General features: G+C 73.1%; 15 protein-coding genes and 1 pseudogene. 6 read left to right on the top strand and 10 right to left on the bottom strand.

Translation table 11 applies throughout. From position 1 onward, the window contains the following. Positions 1 to 42 precede the first annotated feature (42 nt). Entirely contained in the window at positions 43 to 258 is a 216-nt protein-coding gene (locus ACFV20_RS08270; protein ID WP_385653841.1) for an I78 family peptidase inhibitor, read from the bottom strand. 427 nt (positions 259 to 685) lie between these two features. Between ACFV20_RS08270 and ctaD the strand changes: the two are divergent. Further along, a pseudogene (gene ctaD, locus ACFV20_RS08265) lies at positions 686 to 2,362 on the top strand (cytochrome c oxidase subunit I); the annotation flags it as partial. Here the strand turns inward: ctaD and ACFV20_RS08260 are convergent. From ACFV20_RS08260 to ACFV20_RS08250, 3 genes are read right to left on the bottom strand one after another with little or no spacing between them, the layout of a single operon-like run. Next, positions 2,256 to 3,296, bottom strand: a complete 1,041-nt coding sequence (locus ACFV20_RS08260; RefSeq protein WP_385653839.1) for a helix-turn-helix transcriptional regulator — start codon at positions 3,294 to 3,296, stop codon at positions 2,256 to 2,258. The pseudogene ctaD and the gene ACFV20_RS08260 sit on opposite strands and share 107 nt — an antisense overlap. Before the next feature lie 39 nt (positions 3,297 to 3,335). Then, a complete protein-coding gene (locus ACFV20_RS08255; RefSeq protein ID WP_385653836.1) occupies positions 3,336 to 4,625 on the bottom strand; it encodes an ABC transporter substrate-binding protein in 1,290 nt (429 codons plus the stop codon). Next, a complete protein-coding gene (locus ACFV20_RS08250; RefSeq protein WP_385653833.1) occupies positions 4,600 to 5,163 on the bottom strand; it encodes a hypothetical protein in 564 nt (187 codons plus the stop codon). The genes ACFV20_RS08255 and ACFV20_RS08250 overlap by 26 nt, the downstream gene beginning before the upstream one ends. Positions 5,164 to 5,308: 145 nt before the next feature. Between ACFV20_RS08250 and ACFV20_RS08245 the strand changes: the two genes are divergently transcribed. From ACFV20_RS08245 to ACFV20_RS08235, 3 genes are read left to right on the top strand one after another with little or no spacing between them, the layout of a single operon-like run. Beyond that, the gene (locus tag ACFV20_RS08245; RefSeq protein ID WP_385653832.1) at positions 5,309 to 5,785 is read left to right on the top strand and encodes a hypothetical protein; all 477 of its coding nucleotides are present in this window, start codon (positions 5,309 to 5,311) and stop codon (positions 5,783 to 5,785) included. Beyond that, complete coding sequence (locus ACFV20_RS08240) at positions 5,785 to 8,517, top strand: ATP-binding cassette domain-containing protein (protein WP_385653829.1); 2,733 nt, start codon at positions 5,785 to 5,787, stop codon at positions 8,515 to 8,517. Before ACFV20_RS08245 ends, ACFV20_RS08240 begins: the two co-directional genes overlap by 1 nt. Further along, positions 8,514 to 9,155, top strand: a complete 642-nt coding sequence (locus tag ACFV20_RS08235; protein ID WP_385653827.1) for an ABC transporter ATP-binding protein — start codon at positions 8,514 to 8,516, stop codon at positions 9,153 to 9,155. The genes ACFV20_RS08240 and ACFV20_RS08235 overlap by 4 nt, the downstream gene beginning before the upstream one ends. A 72-nt stretch (positions 9,156 to 9,227) precedes the next feature. Here ACFV20_RS08235 and ACFV20_RS08230 read toward each other — a convergent pair whose 3' ends face one another. Further along, positions 9,228 to 9,881 carry a transglycosylase family protein gene (locus ACFV20_RS08230; RefSeq protein ID WP_385653826.1) on the bottom strand — a complete coding sequence of 218 codons (654 nt, stop codon included), beginning with the start codon at positions 9,879 to 9,881 and terminating at the stop codon, positions 9,228 to 9,230. A gap of 544 nt (positions 9,882 to 10,425) precedes the next feature. Between ACFV20_RS08230 and ACFV20_RS08225 the strand changes: the two genes are divergently transcribed. Together ACFV20_RS08225 and ACFV20_RS08220 are read left to right on the top strand one after the other, a co-directional pair. Then, positions 10,426 to 11,208 carry a hypothetical protein gene (locus ACFV20_RS08225; protein ID WP_385653824.1) on the top strand — a complete coding sequence of 261 codons (783 nt, stop codon included), beginning with the start codon at positions 10,426 to 10,428 and terminating at the stop codon, positions 11,206 to 11,208. Between the two features lie 85 nt (positions 11,209 to 11,293). Next, a complete protein-coding gene (locus ACFV20_RS08220) occupies positions 11,294 to 11,728 on the top strand; it encodes a hypothetical protein (protein WP_385653821.1) in 435 nt (144 codons plus the stop codon). Between the two features lie 61 nt (positions 11,729 to 11,789). Here ACFV20_RS08220 and der read toward each other — a convergent pair whose 3' ends face one another. The 5 genes from der to aroH all read right to left on the bottom strand — a co-directional run bounded on the left by der (position 11,790) and on the right by aroH (position 16,251). Continuing rightward, positions 11,790 to 13,283, bottom strand: a complete 1,494-nt coding sequence (der, locus tag ACFV20_RS08215; RefSeq protein ID WP_385653818.1) for a ribosome biogenesis GTPase Der — start codon at positions 13,281 to 13,283, stop codon at positions 11,790 to 11,792. A gap of 81 nt (positions 13,284 to 13,364) precedes the next feature. Continuing rightward, the gene (locus tag ACFV20_RS08210; protein WP_385653815.1) at positions 13,365 to 14,012 is read right to left on the bottom strand and encodes a lysophospholipid acyltransferase family protein; all 648 of its coding nucleotides are present in this window, start codon (positions 14,010 to 14,012) and stop codon (positions 13,365 to 13,367) included. Beyond that, the gene (cmk, locus tag ACFV20_RS08205) at positions 14,009 to 14,671 is read right to left on the bottom strand and encodes a (d)CMP kinase (protein WP_385653812.1); all 663 of its coding nucleotides are present in this window, start codon (positions 14,669 to 14,671) and stop codon (positions 14,009 to 14,011) included. Before cmk ends, ACFV20_RS08210 begins: the two co-directional genes overlap by 4 nt. A gap of 135 nt (positions 14,672 to 14,806) precedes the next feature. Continuing rightward, entirely contained in the window at positions 14,807 to 15,892 is a 1,086-nt protein-coding gene (locus tag ACFV20_RS08200) for a prephenate dehydrogenase (protein WP_385653809.1), read from the bottom strand. Next, a complete protein-coding gene (gene aroH / locus ACFV20_RS08195) occupies positions 15,889 to 16,251 on the bottom strand; it encodes a chorismate mutase (protein WP_031106761.1) in 363 nt (120 codons plus the stop codon). The genes ACFV20_RS08200 and aroH overlap by 4 nt, the downstream gene beginning before the upstream one ends. Positions 16,252 to 16,275: the final 24 nt, after the last annotated feature.

Here is a 16,275-nt window from a genome sequence, read left to right as displayed (position 1 = left end):
ACGGCCCCGGTCCCCGAGCGGGACCGGGGCCTTCGGCGGGTTTCAGCCCTTCCAGGCCCGCGCCACCCGGCCGCCCTCGACCTCGAAGTTCAGCCGGCCCACGCGGTACTCCATCGTGATGATCGCCCCCGGTGGCAGTGCGCGCACCGTCGGCCAGCCGCGCTCACGCGCGAGGCGTTCGGCCCGGCCGGCCTCCAGGCCGACATAGGTGTCCGGGCTGTCGTCGGGTTCCGCGGAGGGTGTGGGAGTCGGTGCCATGCCGCCACGCTATGTCCTGCCCGGTGACCATGGAAGCCCGGGCCGAGATCCGTCACCGTCCGCCTCCCGTCACGCTTCTGTCACAAGATCACGACAGGAGTTTCGGGCGCTGTCCGTCACCCGGACGAGCGGTTCCGTACGCCTTCCGCACGCATTCGGTGGTAATTCCCGCGTGTCACATGAGCTGATGGAAAAGCCCGTCGGAAAGTTCCGCAAGACGTGCCTTCTGAGCTCGGTTCCTTTCCCGCGCCGGGCCGGCCCGGTGAAGTCGGCGCGGTACGGGAAATGCATGGCTTCTGCGCCCGGAGGCCGGTCCGCCCCCTGTCGGAGCCTGCGGTGACGCGAGCATCATGGCGAGAGCTCGCGGGTACGTGAGGCGCGGGCTACGGCGGGCCCGGCACGCGATGAGCGAAGGGGCGAGCGAGCGATGGGGACGCAGACCGTAACGGCGGCGACGCCGCACGAACCGCGCACACGGCACGGCCGGGTGGTGGTCGACTGGCTGACGACGACGGACCACAAGAAGATCGGCCACCTCTACCTGGTCACCTCGTTCGTGTTCTTCCTGATCGCCGGGGTGATGGCGCTGCTGATGCGCGCCGAGCTCGCCCGTCCGGGCCTGCAGATCATCGACAACGAGCAGTTCAACCAGGCGTTCACCATGCACGGCACGATCATGCTGCTGCTGTTCGCGACGCCGAGCTTCGCGGGCTTCGCCAACGAGCTGATGCCGCTGCAGATCGGCGCCCCCGACGTCGCCTTCCCGCGGCTGAACATGTTCTCGTACTGGCTGTTCCTGTTCGGCGGGCTGATCGTGCTGGGCTCGCTGCTGGTGCCGTCCGGGCCGGCCGACTTCGGCTGGTTCGCCTACGCCCCGCTCAACAGCGCGGAGCGGTCGCCGGGCCTCGGACCCGATCTGTGGATCATGGGGCTGGCCCTGTCGGGTTTCGGCACGATCCTCGGGGCGGTCAACTTCATCACCACGATCATCGGGATGCGCGCCCCGGGCATGACGATGTTCCGGATGCCGATCTTCGTGTGGAACACCCTGTTCACGTCGATCCTGATCCTGATGGCGTTCCCGGTGCTGGCGGCGGCGCTGCTGGTGCTGGAGGCGGACCGGCGGTTCGGCGCGCAGGTCTTCGACGCGGCCAACGGCGGCGCGATCCTGTGGCAGCACCTGTTCTGGTTCTTCGGCCACCCCGAGGTGTACATCATCGCGCTGCCGTTCTTCGGCATCATCACGGAGATCATCCCGGTCTTCAGCCGCAAGCCGCTGTTCGGCTATCTGACGCTGGTCGGCGCCACGATGGCGATCACCGGTCTGTCGATGATCGTGTGGGCGCACCACATGTTCGCCACGGGTGCGGTGCTGCTGCCGTTCTTCTCCTTCATGAGCTTCCTGATCGCGGTGCCGACCGGGGTGAAGTTCTTCAACTGGGCCGGCACCATGCTCAAGGGATCGCTGTCGTTCGAGACGCCGATGCTGTGGGCGACGGGCTTTCTGGTGACGTTCCTGTTCGGCGGCCTGACCGGGGTGATCCTGGCCTCGCCGCCGATGGACTTCCACGTGACGGACTCGTACTTCGTGGTCGCGCACTTCCACTACGTCGTCTTCGGCACCGTCGTCTTCGCGATCTTCGCCGGCTTCTACTTCTGGTGGCCCAAGTTCACCGGGAAGATGCTCGACGAGCGGCTCGGCAAGATCCAGTTCTGGACGCTCTTCGTCGGCTTCCACACCACGTTCCTCGTGCAGCACTGGCTGGGTGCCGAGGGCATGCCCCGCCGCTACGCGGACTACCTCGCGGCGGACGGCTTCACGGCGCTCAACACGGTGTCGACGATCGGCGCGTTCCTGCTCGGCATGTCGACGCTGCCGTTCCTCTACAACGTGTGGAAGACCGCCAAGTACGGCGTGAAGGTCGAGGTCGACGACCCCTGGGGCTTCGGCCGCTCCCTGGAGTGGGCGACCTCGTGTCCGCCCCCGCGGCACAACTTCACGACGTTGCCGCGGATCCGCTCCGAGTCCCCGGCCTTCGACCTGCACCACCCGGAGTACGCGGCGGTGACGTCGCAGCCCGAGCCAGAGCCGCATCAAGCCGGTCCCGGGTCCTCCTGATCGCGTCGACCAGCTCGACCGGCTCCAGCACCTCGAACGCGAAGCCCAGCATGACGACGTGGATGACCATCACGTCGAGGCTGCCGGCGCCGCAGCGCAGCAGGCAGGTGTCCGGGCCCTCGGCCTCCAGCACCCCGGCCGAGGGGGAGATGTGCTCGGCGGCCTCCTCCAGGGGCACCAGGAGCCGTACGACGGCGTGGGTGGCGTACGCGCGGGTGGAGACGCCCTGGGAGACGTAGGCGGCGAGGTCCTCGGCGGGTGGCCGGCGAGGGGCGAAACGCGGGCCGTGCGGCGGTCTGGGCGTGACACGGTCCACGCGGAAGGTGCGCCAGTCGTCCCGGTCGAGGTCCCAGGCGACGAGGTACCAGCGGCGCTCGGTGCACACCAGCCGGTGCGGTTCGACGGTGCGCCGGGACACGGCGCCGTCGTGGCCGCGGTACTCGAAACGCAGCCGCTCGGCGTCCCGGCACAGATGGGCGAGTTCGGTGAGGACGGCCGGGTCGACCGAGGAGGGCAGGGTGCTGCGCAGCATCGGCACGGTGAAGGCGTTGAGGGCGCCCACACGGCGGCGCAGCCGGTTCGGGAGCACCTGTTCCAGTTTGGCGAGGGCCCGGACGGAGGTCTCCCCGATGCCGTCGATGCCCTGGCCGGCGGCGGTGCGCAGTCCGACCGCCACGGCGACGGCCTCGTCGTCGTCCAGGAGCAGGGGTGGCAGTTCGGCGCCGGCGCCCAGCTGGTAGCCGCCGCCGGTGCCGGGGCTGGCGTTGACCGGGTAGCCGAGTTCGCGCAGCCGGTCGACGTCCCGGCGCAGGGTGCGGGCGCTGATCCCGAGCCGGTCGGCCAGGTCGGCGCCGGACCACTCGCGATGGGCCTGGAGCAGGGACAGCAGGCGCAGCAGACGGGCCGAGGTCTCCACCATGGGGCCGAGTCTGCCAGGCCTTGCGGCCAACCGCTGTCCTCAAGGCGTGTAGGCCAGTTGGGGGACGGTGAAGCAGGTGCGGTTCATGTCGCCCTGGCTCACCCAGCCCCTGCCGTCCTGCCAGCGGGCCACCGACAGGCAGGTCCGGTTCGTCCTGGGCGGCTCGGGCAGGCGCTCGAACCGGATGGGGAGCAGCAGTCCCCGGGCGGTGTAGCCCTGGCTGCGGTTCATGTACGCGTCGACGCACGCGCGCGTGATGCCGGTCGCCGCGCAGGAGGTCGCCGCGTCCGTGAACCACCGCGCGGCCGCCCAGCCTTCCAGCTGCCACTGGGAATGCGTCTTCAGGTGCTTCGTCGCCTCGCGGAACTCCCGTACGGCCGGATTGCCGGTGTCCTCGAAGTTGCGGCTGGCGCCGGTCGCCCAGAGGGCGTTGCGGCAGCGCGGGGCGTCCTTGTAGTCGTCGGTGACGGTGGACGTCCAGTTCTGCACGTTGGTCACCTTGGCGGTGACGTGGGCGCCGGCCTCGTCCATCGCCCGGCACAACTGGGCGTTGCCGTGGGCGTCGATGGCGTCGAAGACCAGGTCGGCGCCCTGCTCCTTGAGGTCGGCGGCGACGGCGCGGAAGTTGGGCAGGGCGAAGTCGACCTGTTCGGTGACGACCTTGTAGCCCTCGGCGCGCAGGCCCCGCTCGACGAGCCGGGCGTAGGCGGCCGAGGCGGACTGGTTGTAGGAGACGACGGCGGCGGTGCGGGCGCCGTGCTCGCGTTTGAAGTAGCGGTAGACCTCGGTGCCGCCGTAGAGCCGGCCGTCCCAGCCGGGGGTGCCGCGGCGGGGTGCGAGGCTGCCGTAGATGCCGTAGAGGTGCGGGTAGGTGTCGTAGGCGGCGCCGATGGGCTGGCCGCCGATGTCGGGCACGCGCGCGCGGGCGACACGGGGGGCGCCCGCGTAGTCGAGGGCGGTGGTGGCGACCAGGGCGACGACCCCCTCCTCCTCGACGAGCTTGTGCACGCATTCGTTGTTGCCGACGCCGCTGCCGCCGTCGTCGCACCGGCGTACCTCGACCCGGCGTCCGTCGATGCCGCCGCGTGCGTCGAGCCGGTCGAAGAAGGCCTGGGCGCCGTCGCGCGGGCCGGTGAAGGCGCTGCCGCCGACGGGGCTGGTGGCGCTGGTGATGATGCCGACCCGCAGGGGCGCGGAGTCGCGGGGCGGCGGGGTGCCGCGGTCGTCGTGCCGGAAGTCGCTCTCCGGGAGCCGGCTGCCGCAGGCCGCGCTCAGGGAGAGCAACAGCACCGCGGCGAGAATTTCAGCAACCGGGGACCGGCGACGCATTGCCGCTCATCTGCACCAGCGAGCACAGCGCCTTGACGGACACCTTCCAGGTGCCCTCCTCCTCGACGGCTGTTCCGGAGGCGTTCGGCAGAACGGTGGCGCCCTTCAGGGTGAGCGTGTACGTCACGTCCGCCTCGGTCGCCGAGGTGAACTCCACCTTGGTGACCTTCGCCTGGACCTGTCCGCCGCGCTCGTCACCGCTGAAGGCCTGAAGGACCGGCCCCATCCGGTCGCCGTTCTGCAGGATGGCCTGCTTCTCCTCGGTCGAGGTCTGCGGGTCGAAGAACTTCTCCCAGTTCTGCTTGATCTCCGCCTCCGCCGCGGCCCGGTCCGCCGGCGCGCCGGCCGACGCGCTCCGGGTCTGCTCCGCGGTCGGTGTGGGGGGCGTGCTCCCGCTGCCGCCGCCGCTGTCGTCACTGCATGCCGCGAGGGCCGGGGCCAGGGCCAGGACCAGGGCGGCCGCGATCGCCGTGCCCCGTCCCGCGGTGCGTGGACCCCCCGTCCCGTTCCCCCGCCTGAGGTCGCTGCCGAGAACCATCTGGCTCACCACCGGGTGTCGGTCCGGGCCATGCGCGCCCGGTGCTTTCAGGGTCAGCTTCCACAGGGCATAGTGCAAGCGATCGGCGGACTCGAACAGGCAGCCCGACGCACACACAGCCGAATCCGACGTGTGGGAGCCAGCGATGCGGACCAGCCGACTGCGGACCGTGCATCCCGTTCTGTGGGCGGGCTGGGCCGCCCTGGCCGCCGGCGCGGTCTTGTGCGTCGTGGGCTGGTACGGGATCTCCGGTGAGCGCTACGCCGAACGGCAGCTGCCCTACCTCGCCTCCTGCACGGTCCCCGGCGCCGCCCTGATCATCGCCGGGGCGGTGCTGCTGGCCCGGGGCCGGGACTCGGTCGCCGCCGCGCGCGTGGAGGAGCTGTACGGCCTGCTGGTGGAGGACGGGCCGGCGGAGCCGGAGGCGGTCGGCCGGGCCGTGCTCGCGCCGCTCGCGGTCAGCGGCGATCTGCTGATGGTGCCGGGCGGCACGCTGTGGCACCGCGCGGACTGCCCGCTGGTCGCGGGCAAGGCGGAGGCGGTCCCGGTGGACTCCAAGCTGGTGGCGAGCGGCGAACTGGACCCGTGCCCGATCTGCGAGCCGGCCGAAGAAACCGACTGATGTCCTCGCTGACGTACGACCTCACGCTCGCCGGGCTCTCGGTGGGCAGCGCGGCGGCGCTGACCGGGATCGGCCTGATCGTCACGTACCGCGCGACGGGCGTGCTGAACTTCGCGCACGGCGCGATCGCGATGGTCTGCGCGTATGTGCTGCGGCAGTGCGTGGTCGAGTGGGGCTGGCCGCTGTGGCTCGGGGCGTCGGTGACGCTGCTGGTGCTGGCGCCCGGGCTGGGGGTGCTGCTGGAGCGGTTCGTCTTCCGGCCGCTGGCGGTCCTCGGCGGTGATCCGGCGCAGACGCTGGTGGCGTCCATCGGGGTGTTCGTGCTGCTGGTGGGCGGGGCGGCGCTGCTGTGGGGGCAGGGGGCGCGGGACGACGCGCCGGTGCTGGTGCCCGACGAGCCGTGGGGTCAGCTGGCGGTGGTGCTGGCGCTGGCCGCCGGGGTCGCGGTGGTGGTCCGCCGGACGCGCTTCGGGCGGGAGCTGCGGGCCGTGGTCGACGACCGGCGGCTCGCCGTGCTGGGCGGCATCGACGCGGACCGGGTCGCGGCCACCGGCTGGGCGTTCGGTTCGTTCACGGCCGGTCTGACGGGTGTGCTGCTGGCGCCGTACGTGCGGCTCGACCCGTACGGTCTGTCGCTGCTGGTGATAGAGGTCGTGGCGGTCGCGGTGGCGGCGCGGATGCGGAGCCTGGCGGTGGCGGTGGTGGTGGCCCTGGGCATCGGGGTGGCGCAGAGCCAGCTGACACGGCTGCACCCCTCGGGCTGGGCCGAACCGCTGCTCCAGGCGGCCGCCACGAACCTGTTCGTCGTCGCGCTGCTGGTCGCGGCGCTGGTCCTGCCGGGCGTCGGGGAGCGGGACGCGCTGCCCCGCACGGCCACGCGCGTGCCGGCCCCGCCGGCTGTCTGGATCGTGGTGCTCGTGCTGTTCCTGCTGCCGCTGGGGCTCGCGGGCCGGGACCTGCACACCGCGGTCCAGGTCCCGGCGCTGGCCGTGATCCTGCTGTCCCTGGTGGTGGTCACCGGCCGCGGCGGCCAGATCTCGCTGGGGCAGGCGGCGTACGCGGGGCTGGGCGCCCTGTTCACGGCCCTGCTGGCGTCCGGCCGCTTCCCGGGGCTGCCCGCGCTGCCGGAACTGGCGGCCCTCGCGGCGGCGGTGGTCCTGGTGGCGCCGCTCGGCCTGCTGACGGGCTGGCCCGCGATCGGCCGCCGGGGGCTGGCCCTGGCGCTGGCGACGTTCGCGGTCGGCGTGGGGGTGAGCCGCTTCGTCTTCACCCAGCCGTACGCCACGTCGGGCCTGGCACTGGGCCGGCCCGCGGGCTTCGACGGGGACCGGGCGTACTACGTCCTGGAGTTGCTCCTGCTGGCGGCCGCGCTGCTGGCGACGCACGCGCTGCGCCGGGGACGGACCGGCCGGGCCCTGGCCGCCATGCGGGATCACGAGCGGGGCGCGCAGGCGGCGGGCGTCGGTGTGCCGTCGCTGAAGCTGCTGGCGTTCGTCGCGGGTGCCGCGCTGGCCGCGCTGGGCGGCGGCATGCTCGGCATGGGCCTGCGTGCCTTCGACGCCGCCGCCTACGACCCCGTACGCGGCCTGCTGTGGTTCGCGGCGGTGGTGGTGCTGGGCGCCGACAGCACCCTCGGGGCCCTCGCCGCGGCGGCCCTCCTGGTCGGACTGGACGCGGGCACCCGCGGCGGCGTCGCGGCGGCCCTCGTCGGCGTCCTGGCGGTCCTGGCGGGCCGCTTCCCGGGCGGTCCCCACGAGGCGCTGCGCACGACGGCACAACGCCTGCGGCCGCACGGCACCCCGGCGCTGACACGGACCGGCGAACGGACCCGGGCCCGGCTGCGCCCGGCCCAGCCGCGAAGGGTGCGAAGAACGCCGGTACCGACCGGGGCGACGCGGGTGGCGCACGGGGAGCGCCGACCGAGCAGGGCGGCACCCGCCGGAGCCGCCCCGGCCGCCCCGCCGCCCACGGGCCCGGCCACCGCCGCACCCCTCCCCGGCGCACCCGCCCCCTCCTCCGCACCCGCCCCCTCCGCCGCCCCCCTCCTCACCGCCCGTCGGCTCCACGTCCGCTACGGGGGCTTCACCGCTCTCGACGGAGTGGATCTGGATCTCTCCCCCGGCCGGATCACCGCGGTCGTGGGACCCAACGGGGCCGGGAAGAGCACCTTGTTCCACTGTCTGGCCGGGACGCTGCGGCCCGTGGAGGGGAGCGTGCGGTTCGGCGGGCGGGACATCACCGCACTGCCCGCCCACGCCCGCACCCGGCTCGGCGTGGCACGGACCTTCCAGGAACTGGCCGTCTTCCCCTCGCTGACCGTGGCCGAGAACGTCCGGGTGGGCGCCGAGCAGGGCCGGGTGAGCGACCCGGGCGCCGTGGAGCGCACGCTCAGGCTGCTCGGGCTCGACGGGCCGGTGCGCGCCCGGCCCGCCGCGGGGCTGCCCACCGGGACGCTGCGCCGCGTGGAGCTGGCCCGGGTCCTCGCGGGCAGCCCCCACGTCCTCCTCCTGGACGAGCCGGCCGCCGGGCTCGACACCGCCGAAGTGACCGCTCTGGCCCGGGTCCTGAAGGCCCTGGCCGCCGATGGCACGGCCCTCCTCGTCGTCGAGCACGACCTGGACCTGGTCGCCGGTCTCGCCGACGTCGTGCAGGTGATGGCCGCGGGCCGGATCGTCGCCAGCGGTCCTCCCGGGCACATCCTGGACGCCCTGGAACGGGAGGCCGGGCGATGACGACGCTGTCCCTGCGCCACGCGCGCGTGCGCTACGGCCCCGTGGAGGCCCTGCACGGCATCACCCTCGCCGCCCCCGGCCCGGGCCTCACCGTGCTGCTCGGCCGTAACGGCTCCGGCCGTAGCACCGCCCTGCGCGCCCTGGCCGGCACGGTCCCCCTGGTGGGCGGCGCGGTGGTGTGGGACGGCCGGGACGTGACCCGGGTCCCCGCGTACGAGCGGGCCCGGCGCGGGATGTGCCTGGTGCCGGAACGGCGGGCCGTGTTCGCCTCGCTCACGGTGCGCGAGAACCTCCGGCTCGCCGCGCGCGACCCCAGTGCGGCCCTGGACGCCTACCCGCAGCTGCGGCCGCTGCTGGAGCGGCGCGCGGGCAGCCTCTCCGGCGGGGAGCAGCGCATGCTCGCCCTGTCCCGGGCGCTGCTCGCACGCGCGCGCGTGGTGCTCGTCGACGAGCCCGCCCAGGGCATGTCGCCCCCGGTCGCGGCGCGTACGTACGCGTTGCTGGGCGGGCTCGACGCGTGCGTGGTGCTCGCCGAGCAGCGGCTGCCGCCCGCCCTGCGGGAGCACCCCGCCCTCGTCTACGAACTGCGCCGCGGGACCGTCGTGTTCGCCGGGGAGGCGGGTGAGCTCAGGAGCTGACCGGGCGCGCCGAGGCCCCGTCCGGTCGGCCGACCGGACGGGGCCCGTGTCCCGGCGAGGGGGAGCAGCGGCTCAGAACTCGAGGCGCAGGCCGGGCACGATCACATCGGGATCGGCCCCGATGGCGGCCTTGTTGGTGGCGTAGAGGTGCTGCCAGGTGGTCCCGTGCCGGGCGGCGACGCCGCTGAGGGTGTCGCCCCGGCGGACGGTGTAGTCACCGCGGGAGGAGCCGCGGTCCGCGTGTTCCGTGGCCCGCGCCGGGGCCTTGGACGGCTTCGCGGGGGCCTTCGACGGCTCGGCCGGGGCGTGCCGGGTGGAGGTGGCCGGGTCGGCGGCGGGTGCGTCGCCGCTCGCTCCGGCGCGTGCCGAACAGACGGGCCAGGCGCCCCACCCCTGGGCGCGCTGGACCTTGGTGGCGACGGCGATCTGCTGGGACCTGCTCGCCCGGTCGGCGGTGGGCGCGTAGGCCGTGCCGCCGTAGGCGCTCCAGGTGGAGGGGGCGAACTGGAGTCCGCCGTAGTAGCCGTTGCCGGTGTTGATGTGCCAGTCGCCGCCGCTCTCGCACTGGGCGATGCGGTCCCACACTCCGCTGTCGGCCGCCGCGGCGTTTCCGGTCGCGGCCAGCAGTCCGAGGGGCGCGAGCAGTGCCGCCCCGGCGAGGACCGCCGTCGTACGAACCTGGTGCCTGCGGGCGTCTGAGCGAGTGGTATCGGCACAATCGGACATGTAGGTCCCTTTCGGAACACCCGGGGATCCCCCAAGGCGGAACGCCGCTCCCGCGCCATGGGACGCGAGGGCCGCGCTCGCCCCGCCCACCGGTAGCGGTGCCGTGCCCGGTTCCTGGGAACCCGGCGGCCGGTGGACGTACCCGAGCGGTGCTCGTTGCACACGGCCGAGGAATCTAAGGAGGTCGAGGGCTCGGCATCAAGGAATCACCCGTTCGGGCAGGCCAGTTCATTGATACCTCGGGTAACGGCGGTTTCCGGACACCCACTTCATTCGCGGATTTCCGGATTTGTCGACCAACGGACCCGATGACCTGTGACCCACCTCACCCCACCAACACCCTTGCGATGTCGGCGAGTTGACGATGAGTGTGCGATTCCGCGCTCTGCGTGACCCTGTGCGCTGGTTGGTTCGATTACGTACGGCGTGGGGCGTGACTCCCGCCACAGATCGCCCGTTGTCTTCTGCATGAGCCGGGACCTACCCGGACCACGGGCCGGGAGCCACCCGGCTTTGCCACACCGCATCCCCGAGGGAGCCACCCGTGCCGCGCATGCTCGACGTCAGCGACGACGTACGCGCCGAGATCGGCGACGAAGAAGCCGACCGCCTGCTCGCCGGAGAGACCGCCCCGGGCAGTTACGACTGCACGTCCTGCCGTACCCCGGGCGACTCCGAGCAGGAGCGCACCAGCACCGTCCTGTTCATCGGTGACGAGACCGCCGTCCTCGCCTTCGCCCACGCCGGCTGCCTGCCCTCGCAGGTCGTGCAGGTCACCGAGGAGCAGCTGCGGGGCGCCGTGAAGTCCATCACCGGCGACACCGTCGACCTGGAGCCCGACAAGGTGGTGCCCGAGCAGGCGGTGCTCGGCGTGACCAGCGGACTCGTCCTGATCGGCGGCGACCTGCACCCGGCCCTGGTGGTCGAGCCGACCGGGCCCATCGCCCGGCCCGGCGCGACCGGCGGCGGCGACGACTTCCTGCCGCTGCTCATCGAGCAGGGCTTCATGCCGCTGACGGAGCTGTCCGCCGTACCGCCGGTGCTGCACGGCTGGTCGGTGCTGCTCGCCGTGGGCCAGCTGCACGCGGTGCTCCAGCCGGGGCCGGGCGGCGGGCAGCCGGTGGCCTGGTGGCAGGCGCACCAGCCGCTGCAGGTGACCGAGGGCTGGCGCGCGGCCGCCAACAAGCACCAGCAGGTGCTGATGTTCGCCGCGCCGGCCGGCTCCATCGGCCGCCAGCCGCGCGAGGACCTGCTGCGGGACGCGCTGGACAAGGCGGCGGCGAACGGAAAGCTGGTCGCCTCGGCGCTGCCGCTGGCCGGCACCTGAGCGGCGCGTCACCCGTCCACGCCGTACACCCGCGAAAGCCGTACCCGGGCCGCATCCCTTGACCCGCGGGGTCGTTTGGACATACGTGCACGCATACGACGTTCCCCGCCGCCAGTCCTTCTCGCCGATCCCGTCCGCGCGGTCGGCTCAGGACTCCCAGGGCGGCCCATCGGCCACGCCGATCTACGACGCGCTCTACGCCGAGTACGTCAAGTCCTTCCGCGCACTGCCCGGGGACCGCAGCGGCGAGGAGAAGCTGGGCTTCACCGCCTTCGGGAACAGCCCGCACGGTTCGGGCTCCTACGGAGGGACGTACGGCAGTTCGTACAGTGCGTACAGCGCGGGCGCCCAGAGCGCCCGCCACGCCGCCGGGCAGCAGCCGCAGTGGCAGCGCGTCGGGACCATCGGCTCGCACACCACGGGGTCGCACACCACGAGCGGGCACGGCACGAGCGGGCACGGCACGGGTATGCACCACGTCCCGGCCGCGCTGCCGCCGGGACGGCGGGGCGGCAGCTGAGCGAGCACCGGACACCGGAAAGGGCGGCCCCGATCGGGGCCGCCCTTTCCGGTGCTTCGCGCTACTTCTTCTTGCCGCGCTTCTCGCGCACCCGCACGGAGATGTGGATCGGCGTCCCCTCGAAGCCGAACTCCTCGCGCAGGCGGCGCTCGATGAAGCGCCGGTAGCCCGCCTCGATGAAGCCGGAGGCGAACAGGACGAACCGCGGCGGCTTGGTGCCCGCCTGCGTGCCGAACAGGATGCGCGGCTGCTTGCCGCCCCGGACGGGGTGCGGGTGGGCGGCGACGAGCTCACCGAGGAAGGCGTTCAGCCGGCCCGTCGGGACCCGGGTCTCCCAGCCCGCGAGAGCGGTCTCGATCGCCGGGACCAGCTTCTCCATGTGCCGGCCGGTGCGCGCCGAGACGTTGACCCGCGGCGCCCACGCCACCTGTCCGAGCTCGGTCTCGATCTCCCGCTCCAGGTAGTAGCGGCGCTCCTCGTCGAGGGTGTCCCACTTGTTGTACGCCATGACGATCGCGCGGCCGGCCTCGACGGCCATGGTGACGATCCGCTGGTCCTGCACCGAGATGGACTCGGAGCCGTCGATCAGGATGACCGCGACCTCCGCCTTCTCGACGGCGGCCGCCGTGCGCAGCGAGGCGTAGTAGTCGGCGCCCTGCTGGAGGTGGACGCGCTTGCGGATGCCCGCCGTGTCGACGAACTTCCAGGTGACGCCGCCGAGTTCGATCAGCTCGTCGACCGGGTCACGGGTGGTGCCCGCCAGCTCGTTGACGACGACGCGCTCCTCGCCCGCCACCTTGTTCAGCAGGGAGGACTTGCCGACGTTCGGGCGTCCGATGAGGGCGACGCGGCGCGGGCCGCCGATGCCGCCCCCGCCGAACGTCTGACGCGGCGCCTCGGGGAGCACCTCCAGGACCTGGTCGAGCATGTCGCCGGTGCCGCGGCCGTGCAGCGCGGAGACCGGGTGCGGCTCCCCCAGGCCCAGCGACCACAGGTAGGAGGCGTCGGCCTCGCCGCTCGGGCCGTCCACCTTGTTGGCGCACAGCACGACCGGCTTGCCGGCCTTGCGCAGCAGCCGGACGACGGCCTCGTCGGTGTCGGTGGCGCCGACCTTGGCGTCGACGACGAAGACGACCGCGTCGGCGGCCTCGATGGCGTACTCGGCCTGGGCGGCCACGGAGGCGTCGATGCCGAGGACGTCCTGCTCCCAGCCGCCGGTGTCGACGACCTTGAAGCGGCGGCCCGCCCACTCCGCCTCGTAGGTCACGCGGTCGCGGGTGACGCCGGGCTTGTCCTCGACGACGGCCTCGCGGCGGCCGATGATGCGGTTCACGAGGGTCGACTTGCCGACATTGGGGCGTCCGACGACGGCGAGCACGGGAAGCGGGCCGTGACCCGCCTCCTCGATGGCGCCCTCGACGTCCTCGAGGTCGAAGCCCTCCTCCGCGGCGAGCTCCATGAACTCCGCGAACTCGGCGTCGCCGAGCGCCCCGTGGTCGTGCTCGTGGGCGCCCTCGGACGCGTCCGAGCCGTCGGGCTGGATGTGGTCGTTCATGAAGTCCGTACCTCGTCGTTCATTCGTGGTGGTCGGTGGAGTGCCCGCCGTGTGCCGGGCTGATCCACTACTCAGTGTCGCCTAGCGCCCGGTGAGGCGCCTGGCGTTTTCCAGGTGGGCCGCGAGCTGCTTCTGGATGCGCCCGGTCGCCTCGTCCAGCGCCTTGCGCGTCCGGCGACCGCTGCCGTCGCCCGCCTCGAAGGGCTCGCCGAAGACGACGTCGACGCGGGAGCGCAGCGGAGGCAGCGCCTTTATCAACCGTCCGGGCTTGTCGGAACTTCCCAGCACGGCCACTGGGACTATCGGAGCGCCGCTGCGCACCGCGAAGTACGCGAGCCCGGCTCGCAGCGAGGCGAAGTCGCCCTCGCCCCGGGTGCCCTCGGGGAAGATGCCGAGCACGCCGCCTTCGGCCAGGACGCCGAGCGCCCGGGTGATCGCCGTGCGGTCGGTGGTGTCGCGGTCGACCTTCACCTGCCCGATGCCGAGCAGGAAGGGGTCCAGCGGGCCGACGAAGGCTTCCTTCTTGATCAGGAAGTGCGTCGGCCGGGGCGCCACGCCCATGACCATCGGGCCGTCGATGTTGTGGGAGTGGTTGACCGCGAGGATCACCGGGCCGCTCGCGGGCACCCGCCAGGCGCCGAGCACGCGCGGCTTCCACAGCCCGTACATCAGGCCGACGCCGATGCGCCGCCCGACCTCGGCGCCCCGGGCCGAAGGCAGCTCGGTCACTTTCCGGCCCGCTTCTCCTCGACGAGGGTGACGACGCACTCGATGACCTGGGCCAGCGTGAGCTCGGTGGTGTCCACCTCGACGGCGTCGTCCGCCTTGGCGAGCGGGGAGGTCTTGCGGCTGGAGTCGGCCGCGTCCCGCTTGATCAGGGCCTCGCGGGTGGAGTGGACGTCGGAGCCCTTCAGCTCGCCGCTGCGGCGGGCGGCACGCGCCTCCGGGGAGGCGGTGAGGAAGATCTTGAGGTCGGCGTCGGGCAGCACGGTCGTGCCGATGTCGCGGCCCTCGACGACGATGCCCAGCTCCGCGGAGGCGGCGATCGAGCGCTGCAGCTCGGTGATCCGGGCCCGCACCTCCGGCACGGCGCTGACCGCGCTGACCTTGGAGGAGACCTCCTGGGTGCGGATCGGGGCCGCCACGTCCACGCCGTCGACCGTGATGGTCGGGCCCTCCGGGTCGGTGCCCGAGACGATCTCGGGCTTGCCCGCGGCGGCGGCGACGGCGGACGGGTCGTCTATGTCGATGCCGTTGCTCACCATCCACCAGGTGATCGCCCGGTACTGGGCGCCGGTGTCCAGGTAGCTCAGCCCGAGCTGGGCCGCCACGGCCTTCGAGGTGCTCGACTTGCCGGTGCCGGCGGGGCCGTCGATGGCGACAATCACTGGCGTGGCGCTTTCCACAGTGGGGACCTTCCTGAACCGGGCTCTGCGGGGGTGAGGGCGCGAGTGCCCCGCACCAGGTTACTGGGTGCGCGTCACTCGTCCGGCCGCGCGTCGGCCGGCCCCCTCCGGCCCGCCCTACTGCCGGAGCGCCCAGCCCCTCTCCCGCAGGGCGGCGCTCAGGACCGGGGCCGCCTTCGGCTCCACCATCAGCTGCACCAGACCGGCCTGCTGCCCCGTCGCGTGCTCGATGCGCACGTCCTCGATGTTGACGCCGGCCGCGCCCGCGTCGGCGAAGATCCGGGCCAGCTGTCCCGGCTGGTCGTCGATGAGCACGGCCACGACCTCGTAGGCCCGGGGCGCGGACCCGTGCTTGCCGGGGACGCGGACCTGGCCGGCGTTGCCGCGCCGCAGCACGTCCTCGATCCCGCCGGCGCCCTCGCGTCGCTTGTGGTCGTCGGAGGACTGCAGGGCGCGCAGGGCCCGCACGGTCTCCTCCAGGTCGGCGGCGACGTCCGTGAGCAGGTCGGCGACCGGCCCGGGGTTCGCGGAGAGGATGTCGATCCACATCCGCGGGTCGGAGGCGGCGATCCGCGTCACGTCCCGGATGCCCTGCCCGCACAGCCGCACGGCGGACTCCTCGGCGTGCTCCAGGCGCGCGGCGACCAGGCTGGAGACCAGGTGGGGCATGTGGGAGACGAGGGCGACGGCCCGGTCGTGGGTGTCGGCGTCCATGACCACCGGCACGGCCCGGCAGTGCGAGACCAGCTCCAGGGCGAGGTTCAGCACCTCGGTGTCGGTGTCCCGGGTGGGGGTGAGCACCCAGGGGCGGCCCTCGAAGAGGTCCCCGGTGGCGGCCAGCGGGCCGGACTTCTCCCGGCCCGACATGGGGTGCGAGCCGATGTACGCGGACAGGTCGAGGCCGCGTGCCTCCAGCTCGCGGCGCGGTCCGCCCTTGACGCTGGCGACGTCGAGGTAGCCGCGTCCCGCTCCGCGGCGGATGGCGTCGGCGAGGACGTCGGCCACGTGCGCGGGCGGGGCGGCGACGATCACCAGGTCGACGGGCCCGTCGGGCGCCTCGTCCGTGCCGGCGCCGAGCGCGGCCGCCGTACGGGCCTGTTCGGGGTCCGGGTCGGCGAGGTGCACGGCGACGCCCCGCTGGGACAGGGCCAGGGCGGCGGACGTGCCGATGAGGCCGGTGCCGATGACGAGTGCGGTCCTCACTGGGCGATGTCCTTGCGCAGGGCGGCGGCGGCGCCGAGGTAGACGTGGGCGATGTCGGCGCGGGGCCGGTCGGACTCGATGTGCGCGAGGACCCGGACGACACGCGGCATGGCGCCTTCGATGTCCAGTTCCTGGGCGCAGATCAGCGGCACGTCGACGATGCCCAGCTTGCGGGCGGCGGCGGCCGGGAAGTCGCTGTGCAGATCGGGCGTGGCCGTGAACCAGATGCTGATCAGGTCGTCGGCGGCGAGATCGTTGCGCTCCAGGATCTCGGTGAGCAGGGCTCCGACCTGCTCGTCCATGTGCCCGGCCTCGTCCCGTTCGAGTTGGACGGCGCCCCGGACCGCTCGTACCGCCACGGCGATGCTCCTTGTTGACGTGCG

Origin of the sequence: Streptomyces sp. NPDC059696, from assembly GCF_042733745.1 — a bacterium.
Classification (GTDB): domain Bacteria; phylum Actinomycetota; class Actinomycetes; order Streptomycetales; family Streptomycetaceae; genus Streptomyces.
The sequence above is the reverse complement of the archived record's forward strand: the minus strand, read 5'-3'. Positions and strand labels throughout refer to the sequence as shown.